Source organism: Nocardioides psychrotolerans (assembly GCF_943371775.1).
Classification (GTDB): domain Bacteria; phylum Actinomycetota; class Actinomycetes; order Propionibacteriales; family Nocardioidaceae; genus Nocardioides; species Nocardioides psychrotolerans_A.
On the sequence record NZ_CALRWD010000049.1, the window covers coordinates 1 to 17,168 of the forward strand.

The following is a 17,168-nucleotide window of genomic DNA, read 5'->3' on the forward strand; positions in this document are numbered from 1 at the left end:
TCGAGGCCCGAGGCGCAGAAGCGGTTGAGCTGCACACCCGCGACGGTGTCGGGGTAGCCGGCCGCGAGCGCCGCGGTCTTGGCGATGTCGCCGCCCTGGTCGCCGATCGGCGACACGACGCCGAGCACGACGTCGTCGATGCGGCTCGGGTCCAGGCCGGGGTTGCGGTCCTTGACCGCGTCCAGCAGGCCGACCACGAGGTCGACGGGCTTGACCTCGTGGAGGGAGCCGTTGGCCTTGCCCTTGCCACGCGGCGTACGGATGTGGTCGTACACGAAAGCTTCTGCCATGACCGTCCTCGGTGTTGTCTGCACGTGCCTGCGTCCGAAGGAGTCGGACGACGTTTGATTGTGACACTATTACTGTCAGTATCGTCAAGGGCAGACCGGATGTGGTCTGACTCACGCCCGCTGCACCCCCCTGCACGCACTCGGAAGGAGGCGTCGATGACCTCGGAGTCCGTCGCCGACCAGGTCGAGGAGCTGCGTGGTCTGCTCACGCTCGACGAGCTGACCAACCGCGTCGGCATGAGCGTGCGCAACGTCCGCTTCTACACCACCAAGGGCCTGGTCCCTCCGCCGCTGCGCCGGGGCCGCTCGGGCTACTACACCCCCGACCACGTCGCCCGGCTCGAGCTGGTGCAGGAGCTCCAGAGCCACGGCTTCACGCTGTCGGCCATCGAGAAGTACGTCGCCGGGCTGCCCGACGACGCCAGCCCCGAGGACATCGCGCTGCGTCGCTCGATGCTCGCGCCCTGGCAGGCCGACCTGCCGGTGGAGCTCTCCCGCACCGAGCTCGAGCAGCGCACCGACCGCACGCTCAGCGACGACGACCTCGAGATCCTGACCGCGCTCGGCATCGTCTTCCCGAGCAAGCGCGGCCACTACGAGGTCGCGCTCTCCCAGCTCTCGGTCGGCCTCGGCCTGCTCGACCTCGGCTTCCCGCTGGAGGCCGCGATGGCCTCCGCCGCGATCTACCGCCGCCACGGCCAGGAGATCGCGCACGAGCTCTACGACGTGTTCCGCCGCATGGTGTGGCCGGTCTACCAGGAGTCCGGCGCCTCCCCCGAGACGATCCAGGAGGTCGTGGAGCGCCTCAAGCCGCTCTCGATCGCCAGCCTCGTCTCGGCCTACGAGGCCGGCATGGACGAGACCAAGCGGGAGAACATCAAGCGCAAGGCGCAGCGGCGCGACTGACACCGCCCACCGCCGTACGACGACGCAGCGCCCGTCACCGTGAGGTGACGGGCGCTGCGGTGTCGGTCAGGCGCTGGGGTCAGCGACGACCGGAGCTGAACGAGGCGGCGGTGTGGCTGCCACCCGAGGACGAGCCGCCGCGCGAGCGGCCGCCGCCGGCGGGACGACCGCCGGAGCGCTTGCTGCCCTGGCCGGCCTGACCACCCTGGCCGCCGGACTTGGGCGCCGAGCCCTTGCCACCGGTGGAGCCGCCGGAGCCGGAGCCCGGGGTGGAGGTCGAGTAGGACGACGGCGTGGAGGAGCCGCCCGAGCGACCGGAGCGACCGCGGTTGCGGCCACCACCGGAGGAGGCGGGGGCCGAGCCGCTGCGCTTGGTGCTGCGCTGACGACCGCTGGGGCCCTCGCCCGAGGGGCGCGAGGTGCCGGCGGGCCGGTCGAGCTCGATGCCGCCGACGACGACGGTGCGCTCGCCGGGGGCGAGCGTGGTGAGCATCGGGTGCGAGGCGTTGTCGATGCGCGTGGTGGTCGGGTTGATCCCGGCCGCCCGCGTCAGCTGGCGCACGTCGCGCACCTGGTCGTCGGTCATCAGCGTGATGACGGTGCCCGCGGCACCGGCGCGCGCCGTGCGGCCCGAGCGGTGCAGGTAGGCCTTGTGCTCCATGGGCGGGTCGGCGTGGACCACGAGGGCCACGTCGTCGACGTGGATGCCACGCGCGGCGATGTCGGTCGCGACCAGGGTCGTGGCCTTGCCGGAGTGGAACATCTCCATGTTGCGGGTGCGGGCGTTCTGGCTCAGGTTGCCGTGCAGGTCGACCGACGGGACGCCGGACTTGTTGAGCTGACGGGCCAGCGCCTTGGCGCCGTGCTTGGTGCGGGTGAAGACCACGGTGCGGCCGGGGGCGCTGGTCAGGTCGACCAGGACCGAGATGCGGTTCTCGCGGGCCACGTGCAGGACGTGGTGGTCCATCTTGGAGACCGGCGACTGCGCCGAGTCGGCCTCGTGCACCTTGGGCGAGTGCAGGAAGCGCTTCACCAGCACGTCGATGGCCTTGTCGAGCGTGGCGGAGAAGAGCATCCGCTGGCCCGACTGCGGGGTCTTGTCCATGATCCGGCGCACGGCGGGCAGGAAGCCGAGGTCGGCCATGTGGTCGGCCTCGTCGAGGATCGTGATCTCAACGCGGCCGAGGTCGCAGTGACCCTGCTGCATGAGGTCCTCGAGGCGACCGGGGCAGGCGACGACGATGTCGACGCCGCGCTTGAGGTTGGCGACCTGGGGGTTCTGGCCGACGCCACCGAAGATCGTCATGGCGTTGAGGCCGGCGGCCGAGGCCAGCGGCTGCAGGGCCTGGTGGATCTGGCCGACGAGCTCGCGGGTCGGGGCGAGGATGATCGCGCGGGGCATCCCCGAGACGCGGTTGCCCTTCTGCGCCGAGAGGCGCGCCACCAGCGGCAGCAGGAACGCGTAGGTCTTGCCGGAGCCGGTGCGGCCGCGGCCGAGCACGTCGCGCCCGGCCAGGGAGTCGGGGAGTGTCGCGGCCTGGATCGGCGTGGGCACGGTGATGCCCTGCTCGGTCAGGATCGCGACGAGGGAGGAGGGGACGCCGAGGTCGGCGAAAGATGCGGAGTTCACAGAAGAAGTCACTTACGTTGGTGTGTCTCACCAAGCCGTCCCGCCGGCGGCGGGGAAGAAGCATGTGCCTCACGAAGGAGGGGCGCAGCGAGACGCGAAGTTCCGATCTGCGCGGGAGCTCGAGGTAAGACTGGACGAGCTGCTGTTTCGAGAGTAGGGCACGCACGCCTCCGGCCGTGAATTAGCAGACACGCCTAGGGTGTGAACATGCCCACTGTCCTGGTCACCGGCGCCACCGGCTTCGTCGGCCGCCGTCTCGTGCCCGCCCTGATCGACGACGGCCACGAGGTGCGCGCCATGACGCGCCGCCCTGCGTCGTACGACGGCCCCGGCACCCCCGTGGGTGCCGACGTCGACGACGCCGCCACCCTGGGCCCGGCCCTGGACGGCGTGGACGTCGCGATCTACCTCGTGCACTCCCTCGACGACGACGACTTCGAGCGCAAGGACGCGGAGGCCGCGACCTCGTTCGGCAAGGCAGCAGCCGATGCCGGTGTCCGCCAGATCGTCTACCTCGGCGGCCTCGGCGCGGACGGCGACGACCTGTCGGCGCACCTGCGTTCGCGACGCGAGGTCGAGACGCTGCTCGGTGAGGCCGGGGTGCCGGTCACCGTGCTGCGGGCCGCCATCGTCGTCGGCGCGGGCGGCATCTCCTGGGAGATGACGCGCCAGCTCGTCAAGAACCTCCCGGCGATGGTCGTGCCCAAGTGGGCCGCGACGCGCACCCAGCCGGTCGGCATCACCGACGTCGTGCGCTACCTCGCCGGTGTCGTGGACCACCCCGATGCCCTCGGACGGGTCTTCGAGATCGGCGGTCCCGAGCAGCTGACCTACATCGAGATGCTCCAGCAGGCCGCCGAGGTCATGAACGGCCGCAAGGTCGCGGTCGTCAAGGTCCCCGTGCTGACGCCCAAGCTCTCGTCCTACTGGATCTCGTTCGTCACCAACGTCGACGTCACCACCGGCCGCAACCTCATCGACTCGATGGGCACCGAGGTGATCGTCACCGACCACAGCATCAAGGACGTGGTGCCCGGCGAGCCGATGACCTACGCCGACGCCGTCCGGCTGGCGATCGAGGAGTCGGGCCCGAAGCGGTCACGCGCCAAAAAGTAGGGGCAGCACGAGGAGCATCGACAGCGACCAGGTGCAGTGGGTCAGGATCGGCGCGAGGATCCCGCCTGACGCACGGCGCTGGAGCCCGACGATCACCCCGAGCAGCAGGGCCGCGAAGGACAGCATCACGTTGCCGGTGGCCAGCGTCGCGACGAAGTAGGCGATCGTCGTCCACAGCACGGGGTGCCGGGTGATCGCGGCATAGGCCGCACCGCGGAAGAACAGCTCCTCGGCGACCCCGTTGACCGCCGTGATGACCACCAGGATCGGCACCGACCCCTGGTCGGCGAAGTCGAGGACCGAGCTGACCTGGCGTTCCAGGAAGTCGATCTGCCGCACGATCAGGCCACCCACCACGAAGATGCCGGCGATCCCGAGGCCGATCAGGATCGGCGTGACGATCGGGCGCACGTGCGCGTCGCGATAGGTGATGCGCCCCAGGTGCAGCGGCCCGGAGGCGAAGGCGCCGATCGTCCACACGGCAGCGAGACCCAGGGTCGCGCCGTAGAAGGTGGTGCTGCCGGGCTCGATGCGGATCGAGAACCCGAGCACCACGGCACCGAGCAGCACGAAGCCGATCGTCACCAGCTGGCGGCGCCTCAGCGCCTTCGGGGTCTGTCGGTGGTCGCGTGGGACGACGTCCCACAACGATCGCTCGAGCCAGGTCCGCACACAGATCACCCCTCGACCGAAACTTTACGGGCGAGGGGTGAACGGATGCTCAGGTGCCTACTTCTTGAACGCGTCCTTCACGTCCGAGGCTGCGTCCTTGACCTTCTCGACGCCGTCCTTGATCGAGGCAGAGGCCTGGTCGCCCTTGCCCTCGGCCTCGAGGCTCTCGTTGCCGGTCGCCTTGCCGGTGCCTTCCTTGGCCTTGCCGGTGAGGTCCTCGGTCTTGTTGCTGATCTTGTCGCCCAGTCCCATGGTGTACCTCCGGTGTGAGTGCGTCAGGTGCTCCGAGCGGAGCGCCCTCATGTCCACCGATACCCGCTGGTAGGCGGCGTCACGCATCGGATGGCCTGAGAATCCGCCAAGAGATGGCGATCTCACCGAAGGATGAGCTGCTGCACCCACGGGACGACCGCGGCGGGAAAGAGCGGGAGGGGCTCGTCGCCGTCGTCGATCGGACGCCACACGACCGGCACGACGCTCCCGTCGCTCTCGGTGAGCACGGCTCCCGACGCCACCGGCTGCGGGTCGAGCCGTCCGGAGTAGAGGAACACCACCTCGTGGCCGAGCACCCCGTCGATCCGGAAGATGTTCTCGACCGTGGACACGAGGGCCAGGTCCCGCACCACGGCGCCGAGCTCCTCGTCCACCTCACGTCGGACCGCCTCGTGGGCGGTCTCGCCGAGCTCCACCCCGCCACCGATGAGCCGGTGGTAGCCGGCCGGGTTCTCCGCGGTGGGCGGGTTGAGGGTCACGGCGTGGGCAGTGCGATCCGAGCTCGGTGCGATCAGCATGGCCTTGACGCGGATGACGGACCTGTCGATGGGCACCCGCCGAGCGTAGGCGCCGGACGAGCGGCGAGTGGCGGGCCTACGCTGCACGCACCCGACCTTCGGGAGACGACCGAGCCAGGACGGAGACCGGCATGGGTCTCTTCAAGACCAGCAGGACCCCGGCGGAGAAGGCCGACCGGGACACCCGGATCGCGTCGCGGACCGGCCACCAGAGCCTGGCGGAGCTCCAGGAGCAGCTCCGCCAGATCGGCGACCTCGGGCTCGACCTGGACGAGGCGGGCCGGAGCCCGGCCGTGCGGCAGAAGGTCGACGTCGCCACGCTGCTGCGGGCGCTCACGATCGCGACCGTCACCGCGGAGCAGGCGCTCGCGGAGGTCATCGCGCTGCGCAAGGAGCTCGCGGGCGACTGACGCCTGCCCCGGGACGTCATACGGATGGTGGAGTCGCAGACACGGTCCGTATGACGTCCGGGCCTCCGCGTCCGGGCCTCCGCGCCCCGGCCGCCGCGTCCCACCCGCCCTCACACCTGCACGGCGACCCCGCGCTCGATCAGCCCGTCGACGTCGGCGACTCCCCAGGCGGTGAGCGCGTCACGGGTGTGCTCGCCGGCCTCGCGCGACGGCGGCAGGGTCAGCGTGGCCTCGGTGCGCGAGAAGCGCGGCGCGGGGACGGGTTGGACCATCCCGTCCTTCTCGACGAAGGTGCCGCGCGCCTTGAGGTGCGGGTGCTCGGCGGCCTCGGTGATCGGGATGATGCCGGCGACACACGCGTCGGTGCCCTCGAAGATCTCCACCCACTCCGCCTGCGTCTTGGAGGCGAAGGTCTCGGTGAGGACGGCGCGCATCTCGTCGTACCTGTCCGGCTCGTGCTGGCCCGGGCAGGTGTCCTTGACGCCGAGGATGGTCACGAGCGCGTCGAAGAACTGCGGCTCGAGCGCGCCCACCGAGAGGTGCTTGGCATCCGACGTCTCGTAGATGTCGTAGAACGGGACGCCGCCGTCGAGCAGGTTGGCGCCCCGCTCCTCGGTGTAGCCGCCGCTCGCGACGAACGCGGACGTCATCGCGTTGAGGTGCGCCGTGCCGTCGACGATGGCCGCGTCGACGACCTGGCCCTTGCCGGAGAGCTTCGACTCCAGGAGGGCGGCGAGGATGCCGATGACGAGGTACGTCGACCCGCCGCCGAAGTCGCCCACGAGGTTGGTCGGGAAGTGCGGGCGGGACTTGTCCTGCCCGAGGCCGAAGAGCGCGCCGGTGATGGCGATGTAGTTCATGTCGTGACCGGCGGCGGTCGCGAGCGGACCGGTCTGGCCCCACCCGGTCATCCGGCCGTAGACGACCCGCTCGTTGACCGCGAAGCAGTCGTCGGGGCCGAGGCCGAGGCGCTCGGTGACCCCGGGTCGCATGCCCTCCACGACGACGTCGGCGTCCTTGACGAGCTCCAGGACCGTGGCGACCGCCTCGGGGTCCTTGAGGTTGAGCGCGACGCTGGGTCGCCCGCGGTTGAGCAGCATCGTGGCGCCGCCGGCGAGCATCTGGCCGCCCGGCCTCTCGATCCGGATCACGTCGGCGCCGAGGTCCGCGAGGATCATGCACGCGTGCGGCCCGGGGCCGATCCCGGCGATCTCGACGACCTTCACGCCGCTCAGCGGCCCTGTCCCCTTGCCCAGCTCATAGGTCATGGCGCCGATGATGACAGAGTTACTGTCAAGGTCAACGGCTGGTCCGCGACGTGTCCGCAGAGACGGACGTCAGCCCGGCAGCACGCGGCGCAGGAACTGGCGGGTGCGCTCCTCGCGGGGGTTGCTGAAGATCTCGGCCGGTGGGCCCTGCTCGAGGATCCGGCCCTCGGAGAGGAAGCAGACCGACGTGGCGACCTCGCGGGCGAAGCTCATCTCGTGGGTCGCGAGGATCATCGTGGTGCCGCGCTCGGCGAGCTGGCGCACGATGGTCAGGACCTCGCCGACGAGCTCGGGGTCGAGGGCAGCGGTGATCTCGTCGAGGAGCAGCAGGTCGGGACGCGTGCACAGCGCCCGGACCAGGGCGACGCGCTGCTGCTGGCCACCGGAGAGCCGGTCGGGGTGCTTGTCGACGTGGTCGGCCAGGCCGAAGGTCGACAGCAGGTCGCGGGCGCGGTCCTCGGCCTCCCGCCTGGACAGGCCGTGGACCCGGCGCGGCGAGAGCGTGCAGTTGTCGAGCACGCTCAGGTGCGGGAAGAGGTTGTAGGCCTGGAAGACCATGCCGATGCGACGTCGCACCTCCCGGGGGTCCACGCGCGGGTCGGAGATCTCACGGCCGTCGAAGCGGATCACGCCGTCGTCGATGTCCTCGAGGAGGTCGATGCAGCGCAGCAGCGTCGACTTGCCCGAGCCGGACGAGCCGATCAGGCAGATGACGTCGTGGGCGTCGACGTCGAGCGAGACGTCGTTGAGGACCACGCGGTCGCCGTAGGTCTTGCGGACGCCCTGCACCTCCAGCAGCGCGCTCATCGGGCACCGGCCCTCTCACGCTCGGCGTAGCGGCGCTGGAGCCAGTCGGTGAAGCGCGCCAGGGGCACGGTCATCACGACGAAGAAGCCGGCCACCACCACGAGCGGGGTGTAGTTGAAGTTGAAGTTGCCGTAGTCGCGGGCCGCGAAGACCGCGTCGAAGATGCCGGCGGCGGCCACGAGCGCGGTGTCCTTCTGGAGCGAGACGAAGTCGTTGAGCAGGGGAGGTACGACGCGTCGCACGGCCTGCGGCACCACGACGTGGCGCATCGTCTGCGCACGGCTCAGCGCCAGCGCCTCGGCGCTCGCGATCTGGGAGGGGTGGATGGAGTCGATGCCGGAGCGGAAGACCTCGGCGACGTAGGCGCCGTAGGAGAGGACCAGTGCGACGCCGGCCCAGAAGAGTGCGCTCGTGGGGATGCCCTCGAGCCGCAGCGCCGGCATGCCGAAGGCCAGCAGCACGACGAGCAGGATCGTGGGGATCCCGCGGAAGACGTCGGTGTAGAGCGCCGCGAGCAGCCGCACCGGCACCAGCCAGGCCGAGCGAGCGGTCCGGGCCAGCGCGACGGCCAGTGCCAGCACCAGGATCACCGGCTGGCAGATCAGGAAGAGCCTGACGTTGATCCAGAAGCCCTCGAGCACCGCGTCAAAGGACTCGCGGGCGTGGAAGCCGTTGAAGAAGAGCTCCTGGACGCTGGGCCAACCGGGCGAGCCCGTGATGCCGACCCCGAGGCCGACGAAGACGCCGAGCGTCACCACCGTGGCGACCAGCACCGAGCGGGCGCGCTGGCGCCGTCGGATCCGGCGCCGCTCCTGCTCCCGCTCGCTCGGGGACCAGGTGCTGCTCACGAGAGGGTCACGAGGAGGCTCACTGGAGCTCGGGGACGCTCACGACGTCGGAGAGCCACTGCTGCTCGAGGGCGTCGAGCGTGCCGTCCTCGTCGAGCGCCTCCAGGGCGCCGTCGACGCACTCGACCAGCGGGCTGCCCTTCTCGAACAGCATCCCGAACTCCTCGGCGTCGCCGTCCTCGACCTGGAACTGGCCGATGATCGCGCTGTCGGGGATCTCCACCGCGGAGATGTAGAACGCGGTGGGGAGGTCGGCGAGGATGCCGTCGACCTGGCCGTTGAGCAGCGCCTGCTTGGCGGCGTTGGTGTCCTCGAAGACGGCCGGGTCGTTGGCGGGGTTGATGACGTCGCGGATCGCGGTCAGCGAGGTGGTGCCGGTCTGGGCGCCGAGGTTGTAGTCGGCCAGGTCGGCGATGCTCGTGACCTCGGAGACCGGTGAGCCCTTGAGGGCGATGACGGCCTGGGCAGCGGAGTAGTAGCCCTCGGAGAAGTCGACGACCTCGGCGCGGGCCGGGGTGATCGAGATCTGGTTGATGTCGAAGTCGAACTTCTTCGGGCCCGGCGCGTAGGACGTGTTGAAGGGCACGGTCACCCACGTGACCTGGTCCTCGGAGAAGCCGAGCTGCTCCGCCACGGCGTAGGCGACCGCGGACTCGTAGCCCTCCCCGTTGGTCGGGTCGTTGTCGGTGAACCACGGCTCGTAGGCCGGCGTGTCCGTGCCGATCGTCAGCGTGCCCGCCTCGAGCGTCGGCAGCGACCCGGTCGCGCACGCGTCGACCTCCTCGGTCGCGCCGGTGTCCGACGGCTCCGAGCCGCTGCTCGACGGGGTGTCGGTCGCCGTCTCCTCATCGTCGACCGGCGCGCAGGCGACGGCGGCGAGGGCCAGGAGGGGCAGGGTCGCGATGGTGGTGCGGCGCAGACGCATGTGCGAATCGTAGGGCCAGCCTCAGGAGGCGTGGTGGTGTTGGTGCATCTGGTGGACCACCGCGTGACCCTTGCCACGTCCGATCATCCAGTGGTTGACCGGCACGGTCACGACGAAGGCCACCGCGAGGGCGGCGGCGAGGGTGCCCCAGAAGGTGACGCTGACCAGACCGGCGTCCATGGCACCGGGCCAGGCGAGCAGCACGCCGTTGTCGACCACCTCCATCACCAGGATCGAGACGGTGTCGGCGGCGAGCGCCACACGCACGGCGTCGCGCACGGTCGCGCCTGCCCGACGCTGCCCCTGGAAGGTCAGCAGGTAGCCGAAGAAGAACGCCAGGCCGACGGCCAGGGCCACGGCGGCGTAGTCGTGCCAGCCCCACCAGGTGGCCAGCACCATGCCCAGCACCTCGCCGATGGCACAGCCGGTGAGGCAGTGGCGGGTCGCGGTGATCGCGGTCTTCCAGGATTCGTCCATGCTGGCTAGGTATACCCCCATGGGGTATCTGTGTCAAGACGGGCTTGCAACGAGTTGCATAGGTCTGCCATCCTCGCCCCATGGCCCTCGACCACGCCCTCCTCGTCGCGCTGCGTGAGCAGCCCGGCTCCGGGCTCGAGCTGGCCAAGCGGTTCTCGCGGTCCATCGGGTACTTCTGGCCGGCCACGCACCAGCAGATCTACAAGGTGCTGGGCCGCATGGAGGCCGAGGGCTGGGTCTCGGTGACCGAGGTGGCCCAGACCGGCAAGCCCGCCAAGAAGGTCTACGACGTGACGCCATCGGGTGCCGACGTGCTGGCCGCGTGGCTCGCCGAGCCGACCGACACCCACACCATGCGCAGCGAGCTCGCGGTCAAGCTGCGCGGCGCCTCGTTCGGCGAGCGCACCGCGGTGCTCGACGTCGTCCGCGCCAACCTCGCCGACCACCACGTCCGACTGGACCACTACCGCCAGCTGATGAAGCGCGACTACACCGACGGGCCCGCCGACCTGGCTGGGCTCGAGCTCGACCAGTACCTCGTGCTGCGCGGTGGCATCCGCGTCGAGGAGTTCTGGATCGAGTGGCTGACCGAATACCTGGAGGCACACGCATGACCGACTACCCCCACCTGCTCAGCCCGATCACGCTCGGCCCGCTCGAGCTGCGCAACCGGGTCGTCATGGGCTCGATGCACACCGGGCTCGAGGACAGCCGGCGCGACCTGCCGGCCCTGGCGGCCTACTTCGCCGAGCGGGCCCGCGGCGGGGTCGGCCTGATCGTCACCGGTGGCTACGCGCCCAACAAGCGCGGCTGGCTCAAGCCCTTCGCCTCCGAGCTGACCACCCGCCTCCAGGCCATGCGGCACCGCGACGTGACCGGCGCGGTGCACGACGAGGGCGGCGCGATCGCGCTGCAGGTGCTGCACGCGGGTCGCTACGGCTACCACCCGTTCAGCGTCTCGGCCTCCGCCACCAAGAGCCCGATCACCCCCTTCAAGCCGAGCGCGCTGTCGACCAAGGCAGTGGACCGCACGGCGACCGACTTCGCCACGTCCGTGGCGCTCGCGGTGAAGGCCGGCTACGACGCGGTCGAGATCATGGGCTCCGAGGGCTACCTGATCAACCAGTTCCTCGCCGAGCGCACCAACCAGCGCACCGACGCCTGGGGCGGCAGCGCCGCCAACCGGATGCGCTTCCCGCTGGAGGTCGTGCGTCGCTCGCGCGAGCTGGTCGGCGCCGACTTCCCGATCATGTATCGCATCTCGCTGCTCGACCTCGTCGAGGGCGGCCAGACCTGGGACGAGATCGCCGAGCTCGCCCACGGGCTGGAGGAGGCCGGCGTGACCGTCCTCAACACCGGCATCGGCTGGCACGAGGCGCGCGTCCCCACGATCATCACCCAGGTCCCGCGTGGCGCCTGGCGCTCCGCGACCGCCCGCCTCAAGGCCGAGGTATCGGTGCCGGTCTGCGCGTCCAACCGCATCAACACCCCCGAGCTGGCCGAGTCGATCCTCGCCGCCGGCGAGGCCGACCTGGTCTCGATGGCCCGGCCCCTGCTCGCCGACGCCTTCTTCGTGAACAAGGCCGCCGAGGGTCGCGCCGACGAGATCAACACCTGCATCGGGTGCAACCAGGCCTGCCTCGACCATGTCTTCCAGAACCGCAAGGCCAGCTGCCTGGTCAACCCGCGTGCCTGTCGCGAGACCACGCTGACCCTCGGCCCGACCAAGCGTGCGGCCACGGTGGCCGTCGTCGGCGCCGGTCCGGCCGGGCTCGCGACCGCCGTGTCCGCGGCCGAGCGTGGCTTCGAGGTGACGCTCTTCGAGAAGTCGGCGACGCTGGGCGGCCAGTTCCGTCTCGCGATGGCCGTGCCCGGCAAGGAGGACTTCGCCGACACGCTGCGCTACTACGCGCGCCGGCTCGAAGTGCTCGGCGTGACCGTCCGCCTCGGCGAGGAGGCGACGGCGGCCGACCTCGCGTCGTACGACGAGGTGGTGGTGGCGACCGGCGTCGTCCCCCGGGTGCCGGACTTCCCCGGTGTCGACCACCCCACGGTCGTGTCCTACGCCGACGTGCTCTCCGGCGCGGTCGTGCCCGGGCGGCGCGTGGCCGTCGTGGGGGCAGGTGGCATCGGCGTCGACGTGAGCGTCTGGCTGACCCACGACCCCGCCGAGGACCTCGACGACTGGATGTCGCACTGGGGCGTCGGCGACCCGTCGCTGCACGCCGGTGGGCTGACCGAGCGCAAGCCGCGCACGCCGGTGCGTGAGGTCACGCTGATCCAGCGCAAGACCACGCCGATCGGCATCGGCCTCGGCAAGACCTCCGGCTGGGCGCACCGCGCGGTGCTGAAGCAGTCGGGCGTCGTGCAGGTCAGCGGGGCGTCCTACGACCGGGTCGACGACGCCGGGCTGCACGTCACCGTCGACGGCGTCTCGCAGGTCATCGACGTCGACCACGTCGTGCTCTGCGCGGGCCAGGAGTCGGTGCGCTCGCTCTACGACGACCTCGTCCTCGCGGGGGCGTCGGTGCACCTGGTCGGCGGCGCCGACGTGGCAGCCGAGCTCGACGCCAAGCGGGCGATCGAGCAGGGCACGCGGGTGGCGGCCGGGCTCTGACGGAGCCTCGGCGGGCCCCGGCAGCTAGCGTCGGTCGCATGATCCGCGACCTCACCGACGACGAAGCCCGCCGCGCCCTCGTGCTCAAGTGGGGCACCGTCGACGCCGACGTGATCCCGGCCTGGGTGGCCGAGATGGACTACGCGCTGGCGCCGCCGGTCATGGCCGCGCTGCAGGAGGCCGTCGCGGCGGGCGTCACCGGCTATCCCCGGTTCGAGACCGGGGGCGGCGAGCTCGGCGAGGCCTACGCCGGGTGGGCGGCGCGCCAGTTCGGCCACCGGGTCGACCCGGGGCAGGTCGTACCCGTGGTGGACGTGACGGCCGGCGTGCGCGTCGCGCTCGACGTGCTGTCGGAGCCGGGGGCGATGGTGATGCCGGGGCCGGCGTACTCCCCCCAGCTCGACGTCGCCCAGGTGACCGGGCGGGAGCGGGTCGACCTGCTCGTCGACCCCGACGCCGCGCGTGCCGAGATCGACCTCGACCGCCTCGACCGGGCCTTCGCCGACGGCGCCCGCACGCTGCTCCTCACGCAGCCGCACAACCCGTGGGGCCGCGTCTTCACGCGCGTCGAGCTCGAGAGGATCCGGGACGTCGTGGTGCGTCACGGCGCCCGCGTCATCTCCGACGAGATCCACGCGCCGCTGGTCCTGGCCGGCGCCGAGCACGTGCCCTACCTCTCGATCGAGGGCACCGCCGACCACGCGGTCGCGGTCGTCGCCGCGTCCAAGGCGTTCAACACCGCCGGGCTGCGCTGCGCGCAGATCGTCAGCAACGACCCGGCCACCCACCGACGGCTGACCGACGTGCCGATGGTGCGCAACGACTCCTGGTCGCCGCTCGGCGTGGTCGCGGCGGTCGCGGCCTACACCGAGGGCGACGCGTGGCTCGACGCCCTGCGCGCGCGGTTGAGCGCTCAACGCGACCTGCTCGCGCACCTGCTGGCGGAGCACCTGCCCGAGGCCCGGATGCGGCGCCTCGAGGCGACGTACCTCGCCTGGATCGACCTGCGCGCCTACGGCCACGACGACCCGGCCGCCGTCGCCCTGGAGCGGGGCCGGGTGCAGCTCGCTGCCGGTCACGACTACCAGCCGGGGCTCACCGGGCACGTGCGGCTCAACATCGCGACATCACCCGAGCGGCTGACCGCCATCGTTCACCGCCTGGCCACCGCCCTGATGCCCGGCACCACCGGCAACTCCTAGGGTGAGCGCGTGAAGATCACCGTCATCGGTTGTGGCTACCTCGGCGCGACGCACGCCGCCTGCATGGCCGAGCTCGGCTACGAGGTGCTCGGCGTCGAGGTCGACCAGCGCAAGCGCGACCTCCTGACCTCGGGCAAGGTGCCGTTCTACGAGCCCGGGCTGGAGGACCTGCTCGCCCAGCACGTGGCCTCCGGGCGGCTCACCTTCACCGCCTCGATGGCCGAGGCCGCGGCCTTCGCCGACCTGCACTTCGTCTGCGTCGGCACCCCGCAGCTGCCCTCGTCGATGGGCGCCGACGTGTCCTACGTCGAGGCGGCCGTCACCGGGCTGGCGCCCCACCTGACCCGCCCCGCCACGATCGTCGGCAAGTCGACCGTGCCGGTCGGGACGGCCAAGCGGATGGCGGCGGCCCTCGCCGACCTCGCCCCGGTGGGCGCGGAGGCCGAGCTGGTGTGGAACCCGGAGTTCCTCCGCGAGGGCTTCGCGGTCAAGGACACCCTCGAGCCCGACCGGATCGTGCTCGGGGTCGCCTCCGAGCGCTCGGAGCAGGCGATGCGTGACTTCTACGCCCCGATCCTCGAGACCGGGACGCCGCTGATCGTGACCGACTACGCCACCGCCGAGCTGGTGAAGGTGTCGGCCAACGCGTTCCTCGCCACCAAGATCTCCTTCATCAACGCCGTCTCCGAGGTCTGCGAGGCGGCCGGGGCCGACGTGGTCGACCTCGCCGACGCCATCGGCCACGACGCCCGGATCGGGCGCCGCTTCCTCAACGCCGGGATCGGCTTCGGCGGTGGGTGCCTGCCCAAGGACATCCGCGCCTTCGTGCACCGCGCCGGCGAGCTCGGCGTCGAGGACGCCATGACGTTCCTGCGCCAGGTCGACGACATCAACCAGCGCCAGCGCTCCCGCGTCGCCCAGATCGCGACCGCCATGCTGGGCGGCAGCGTCACGCGCGCCCGGATCGGCGTCTGGGGCGCTGCCTTCAAGCCCGACAGCGACGACGTGCGTGACTCCCCCGCCCTCTCGATCGCGGGCAAGCTGCACCTGCGCGGCGCGCACGTCACGGTCTACGACCCGCAGGCCACCGAGACCGCACGGGCGATGTTCCCCACGCTCTCCTACGCCGGCTCGGCCATCGAGGCCGCGCAGGACGCCGACCTGCTGCTGCACCTCACCGAGTGGCCGGAGTTCCGCGCGGTCGACGTGGCCGCCGTCGGTGACGTCGTGCGGCGCAAGCAGGTCCTCGACGGGCGCAACCTGCTCGACCTCGAGGCCTGGCGGGCTGCCGGGTGGACCGCGCGGGGGCTCGGTCGACGCTAGGCGAGGCCGCCACGGCCGACGGCGCCAGGTCCTCTCACCGACAGACCCCCTCGCCCACTAGTGAGAAGGGGCCACGTGGCCCCCTCTCACTAGCGTGCGAGGAGCACCCCCGGAACGGCTGGGCCCAGTCCGACGTTGGTACCGCCCGACCTGGGTACCGTCCGACCATGCGCATCTTCTTCACCGGCGGCAGCGGCAAGGCCGGTCAGCACGTGGCGCCCTACCTCGCCTCGCAGGGCCACCACGTCACCAACGCCGACCTCGCTCCCCTGGGCCACCCGGACGTCGCCGACCTCCGCGTCGACCTGACCGACGCCGGTGAGACCTACTCGGCGCTCGCCGGGCTCGCGACCGCGGCCGAGCTCGACCTGCCCGAGCAGCCGTCGTACGACGCGGTCGTGCACTTCGCCGCCGTGCCCGCGATCCTCCTGAAGGCGGACAGCGCGACCTACGCGACCAACGTCCTGAGCACCTACAACGTCCTCGAGGCCGCGACCCGGCTCGGCGTGCGCAAGGTCGTCTTCGCCTCGTCGGAGACGACCTACGGCATCTGCTTCGCCCAGGGCGAGCGGCGCCCCCTCTACGTGCCGGTCGACGAGGAGCACCCGACGGTCCCGGAGGACTCCTACGCGATGTCGAAGGTCGCGAACGAGGTGACCGCGCGCTCCTTCCAGGCCCGCACCGGCGCCGACGTCTACGGCCTGCGGATCAACAACGTGATCGAGCCGCACGAGTACGCCGAGACGTTTCCGGCGTTCCTGGCCGACCCGGCGCTGCGGCGGCGCAACGTGTTCGCCTACATCGACGTGCGCGACCTGGGCACGATGGTGCAGCGCTGCCTGGAGACCGACGGGCTGGGCTACGAGGTCTTCAACGTCGCCAACGCCGACATGTCGGTGTCGGCGACGACGCAGGAGGTGCGGGAGCGCTTCTACGACGGCGTCGAGGTGCGTCGGGAGATGGGGCGCGACGAGACGTTCTACGCCATCGACAAGGCGCGCGACCTGCTCGGGTGGACGCCGCAGCACTCCTGGCGCGAGGTGCTGGGGGACTCCCCTCAGTCGGACTCCGACGACACGGGCAGCACGCAGAACTCGTTGCCGGACGGGTCGAGGTAGGTCCGCCACGGCAGCTCGCCCCACTGCGGCGGCAGCTCGCGTCCGCCCCGCGCCGTGATCGCGGCCGCGACCTCGCCGGCGTCCTCGCCTGCCTCGAGGCGCAGGTCGAGGTGCAGGCGGTTCTTGGACGCACCCTTGGGGGACTCCTCCGGACAGAGCTCGAGGAGCGGCCCGAGCAGCGAGGGGTGACGCAGGGAGCGGGCGTCGACACCGGGCACGTGCGTCCAGCCAGTGAGCCAGGCCCAGAAGTCCGCGTCCCGGTCCGGGTCGGCGGAGTGCAGCGGGAGCGCCGCGATCGGCCCCGTGCCGTCGTACGCTGCCCGGTCCTCCATCACGCAGAAGGGATTGCCCTCGGGGTCGACGAGCACGACCCACGGCACGTCGCCCTGGCCGATGTCGAGGTGGCCGATGTCGAGGTGGCGGGCGCCCAGCCCCAGCAGCCGCTCGACGACCTCGGCCTGGTGCGGGCCGCCGAGCAGGTCGGGATGCAGGCGGGGAGCCTCGGTCGGGGGCCCGGGGACCGGCTGGAAGCACAGGTCGAGCCAGGGACCGCCCTCGACGCTCAGTCGCGTCTCGTAGATCCCCGGTGCGTCGGTCAGGGTCTCTCCGCCGATCACCGCCTCCCAGAAGCGGCCCAGCCGCCGCGGGTCGACGGCGTCGATCACGAGATTCTCCAGCTGCATGGCAGCACCGTAGGTCCCCGGGGCCGACGGCGGGACCAACGGCGGGGCAGGAGGGACCTTGGCCTCGTGACGCGGAGCCGTGACC

18 protein-coding genes and 1 pseudogene are annotated in these 17,168 nt (G+C 71.3%); 8 read left to right on the forward strand and 11 right to left on the reverse strand.

Annotated elements, in window-relative coordinates; translation table 11 throughout:
• Positions 1-290: pseudogene (locus AAG827_RS14230) on the reverse strand (acetyl-CoA C-acyltransferase); the annotation flags it as partial.
• Positions 291-446: 156 nt separating this feature from the next.
• On the opposite strand from AAG827_RS14230, the gene AAG827_RS14235 reads away from it, so the two are divergent.
• Positions 447-1,196, forward strand: a complete 750-nt coding sequence (locus AAG827_RS14235; protein ID WP_341926743.1) for a MerR family transcriptional regulator — start codon at positions 447-449, stop codon at positions 1,194-1,196.
• A gap of 79 nt (positions 1,197-1,275) precedes the next feature.
• Here AAG827_RS14235 and AAG827_RS14240 read toward each other — a convergent pair whose 3' ends face one another.
• Entirely contained in the window at positions 1,276-2,826 is a 1,551-nt protein-coding gene (locus tag AAG827_RS14240) for a DEAD/DEAH box helicase (RefSeq protein ID WP_341926744.1), read from the reverse strand.
• Positions 2,827-3,033: 207 nt separating this feature from the next.
• Here AAG827_RS14240 and AAG827_RS14245 point away from each other — a divergent pair, with 207 nt between their 5' ends.
• A complete protein-coding gene (locus AAG827_RS14245; protein ID WP_341926745.1) occupies positions 3,034-3,942 on the forward strand; it encodes an NAD(P)H-binding protein in 909 nt (302 codons plus the stop codon).
• On the opposite strand, the gene AAG827_RS14250 is transcribed toward AAG827_RS14245, so the two are convergent.
• From AAG827_RS14250 to AAG827_RS14260, 3 genes are all read right to left on the reverse strand, one after another.
• Positions 3,925-4,614, reverse strand: a complete 690-nt coding sequence (locus AAG827_RS14250; RefSeq protein WP_341926747.1) for a CPBP family intramembrane glutamic endopeptidase — start codon at positions 4,612-4,614, stop codon at positions 3,925-3,927. The two genes, AAG827_RS14245 and AAG827_RS14250, sit on opposite strands and share 18 nt — an antisense overlap.
• 57 nt (positions 4,615-4,671) lie before the next feature.
• Complete coding sequence (locus AAG827_RS14255) at positions 4,672-4,866, reverse strand: CsbD family protein (protein WP_341926748.1); 195 nt, start codon at positions 4,864-4,866, stop codon at positions 4,672-4,674.
• Between the two features lie 122 nt (positions 4,867-4,988).
• Positions 4,989-5,441 (reverse strand): NUDIX domain-containing protein, encoded by a 453-nt coding sequence (locus AAG827_RS14260; protein WP_341926750.1) that lies wholly within the window; start codon positions 5,439-5,441, stop codon positions 4,989-4,991.
• 95 nt (positions 5,442-5,536) lie between these two features.
• On the opposite strand from AAG827_RS14260, the gene AAG827_RS14265 reads away from it, so the two are divergent.
• A complete protein-coding gene (locus AAG827_RS14265; protein WP_341926751.1) occupies positions 5,537-5,815 on the forward strand; it encodes a hypothetical protein in 279 nt (92 codons plus the stop codon).
• Between the two features lie 110 nt (positions 5,816-5,925).
• On the opposite strand, the gene AAG827_RS14270 is transcribed toward AAG827_RS14265, so the two are convergent.
• From AAG827_RS14270 to AAG827_RS14290, 5 genes are all read right to left on the reverse strand, one after another.
• A complete protein-coding gene (locus tag AAG827_RS14270) occupies positions 5,926-7,083 on the reverse strand; it encodes a CaiB/BaiF CoA-transferase family protein (protein ID WP_341926752.1) in 1,158 nt (385 codons plus the stop codon).
• 69 nt (positions 7,084-7,152) lie between these two features.
• Positions 7,153-7,890 carry an amino acid ABC transporter ATP-binding protein gene (locus AAG827_RS14275; protein ID WP_341926753.1) on the reverse strand — a complete coding sequence of 246 codons (738 nt, stop codon included), beginning with the start codon at positions 7,888-7,890 and terminating at the stop codon, positions 7,153-7,155.
• Entirely contained in the window at positions 7,887-8,738 is an 852-nt protein-coding gene (locus tag AAG827_RS14280) for an amino acid ABC transporter permease (protein ID WP_341926754.1), read from the reverse strand. Before AAG827_RS14280 ends, AAG827_RS14275 begins: the two co-directional genes overlap by 4 nt.
• A gap of 19 nt (positions 8,739-8,757) precedes the next feature.
• Positions 8,758-9,663, reverse strand: coding sequence for an ABC transporter substrate-binding protein (locus AAG827_RS14285; RefSeq protein ID WP_341926755.1), 906 nt, complete (start codon positions 9,661-9,663; stop codon positions 8,758-8,760).
• Positions 9,664-9,684: 21 nt separating this feature from the next.
• Entirely contained in the window at positions 9,685-10,140 is a 456-nt protein-coding gene (locus tag AAG827_RS14290) for a DUF4396 domain-containing protein (protein WP_341926756.1), read from the reverse strand.
• 80 nt (positions 10,141-10,220) lie between these two features.
• On the opposite strand from AAG827_RS14290, the gene AAG827_RS14295 reads away from it, so the two are divergent.
• The 5 genes from AAG827_RS14295 to AAG827_RS14315 all read left to right on the forward strand — a co-directional run bounded on the left by AAG827_RS14295 (position 10,221) and on the right by AAG827_RS14315 (position 16,400).
• A complete protein-coding gene (locus AAG827_RS14295) occupies positions 10,221-10,754 on the forward strand; it encodes a PadR family transcriptional regulator (RefSeq protein ID WP_341926757.1) in 534 nt (177 codons plus the stop codon).
• Positions 10,751-12,757: an NADPH-dependent 2,4-dienoyl-CoA reductase gene (locus tag AAG827_RS14300; protein ID WP_341926758.1), complete on the forward strand. Its 2,007-nt coding sequence runs from the start codon at positions 10,751-10,753 to the stop codon at positions 12,755-12,757. The genes AAG827_RS14295 and AAG827_RS14300 overlap by 4 nt, the downstream gene beginning before the upstream one ends.
• 38 nt (positions 12,758-12,795) lie before the next feature.
• Positions 12,796-13,959 carry an aminotransferase class I/II-fold pyridoxal phosphate-dependent enzyme gene (locus AAG827_RS14305; RefSeq protein WP_341926759.1) on the forward strand — a complete coding sequence of 388 codons (1,164 nt, stop codon included), beginning with the start codon at positions 12,796-12,798 and terminating at the stop codon, positions 13,957-13,959.
• 9 nt (positions 13,960-13,968) lie between these two features.
• Positions 13,969-15,282, forward strand: a complete 1,314-nt coding sequence (locus AAG827_RS14310; RefSeq protein WP_341926760.1) for a UDP-glucose/GDP-mannose dehydrogenase family protein — start codon at positions 13,969-13,971, stop codon at positions 15,280-15,282.
• A gap of 167 nt (positions 15,283-15,449) precedes the next feature.
• Entirely contained in the window at positions 15,450-16,400 is a 951-nt protein-coding gene (locus tag AAG827_RS14315; RefSeq protein WP_341926761.1) for an NAD(P)-dependent oxidoreductase, read from the forward strand.
• Here AAG827_RS14315 and AAG827_RS14320 read toward each other — a convergent pair.
• A complete protein-coding gene (locus AAG827_RS14320; RefSeq protein ID WP_341926762.1) occupies positions 16,340-17,083 on the reverse strand; it encodes a VOC family protein in 744 nt (247 codons plus the stop codon). The two genes, AAG827_RS14315 and AAG827_RS14320, sit on opposite strands and share 61 nt — an antisense overlap.
• Positions 17,084-17,168: the final 85 nt, after the last annotated feature.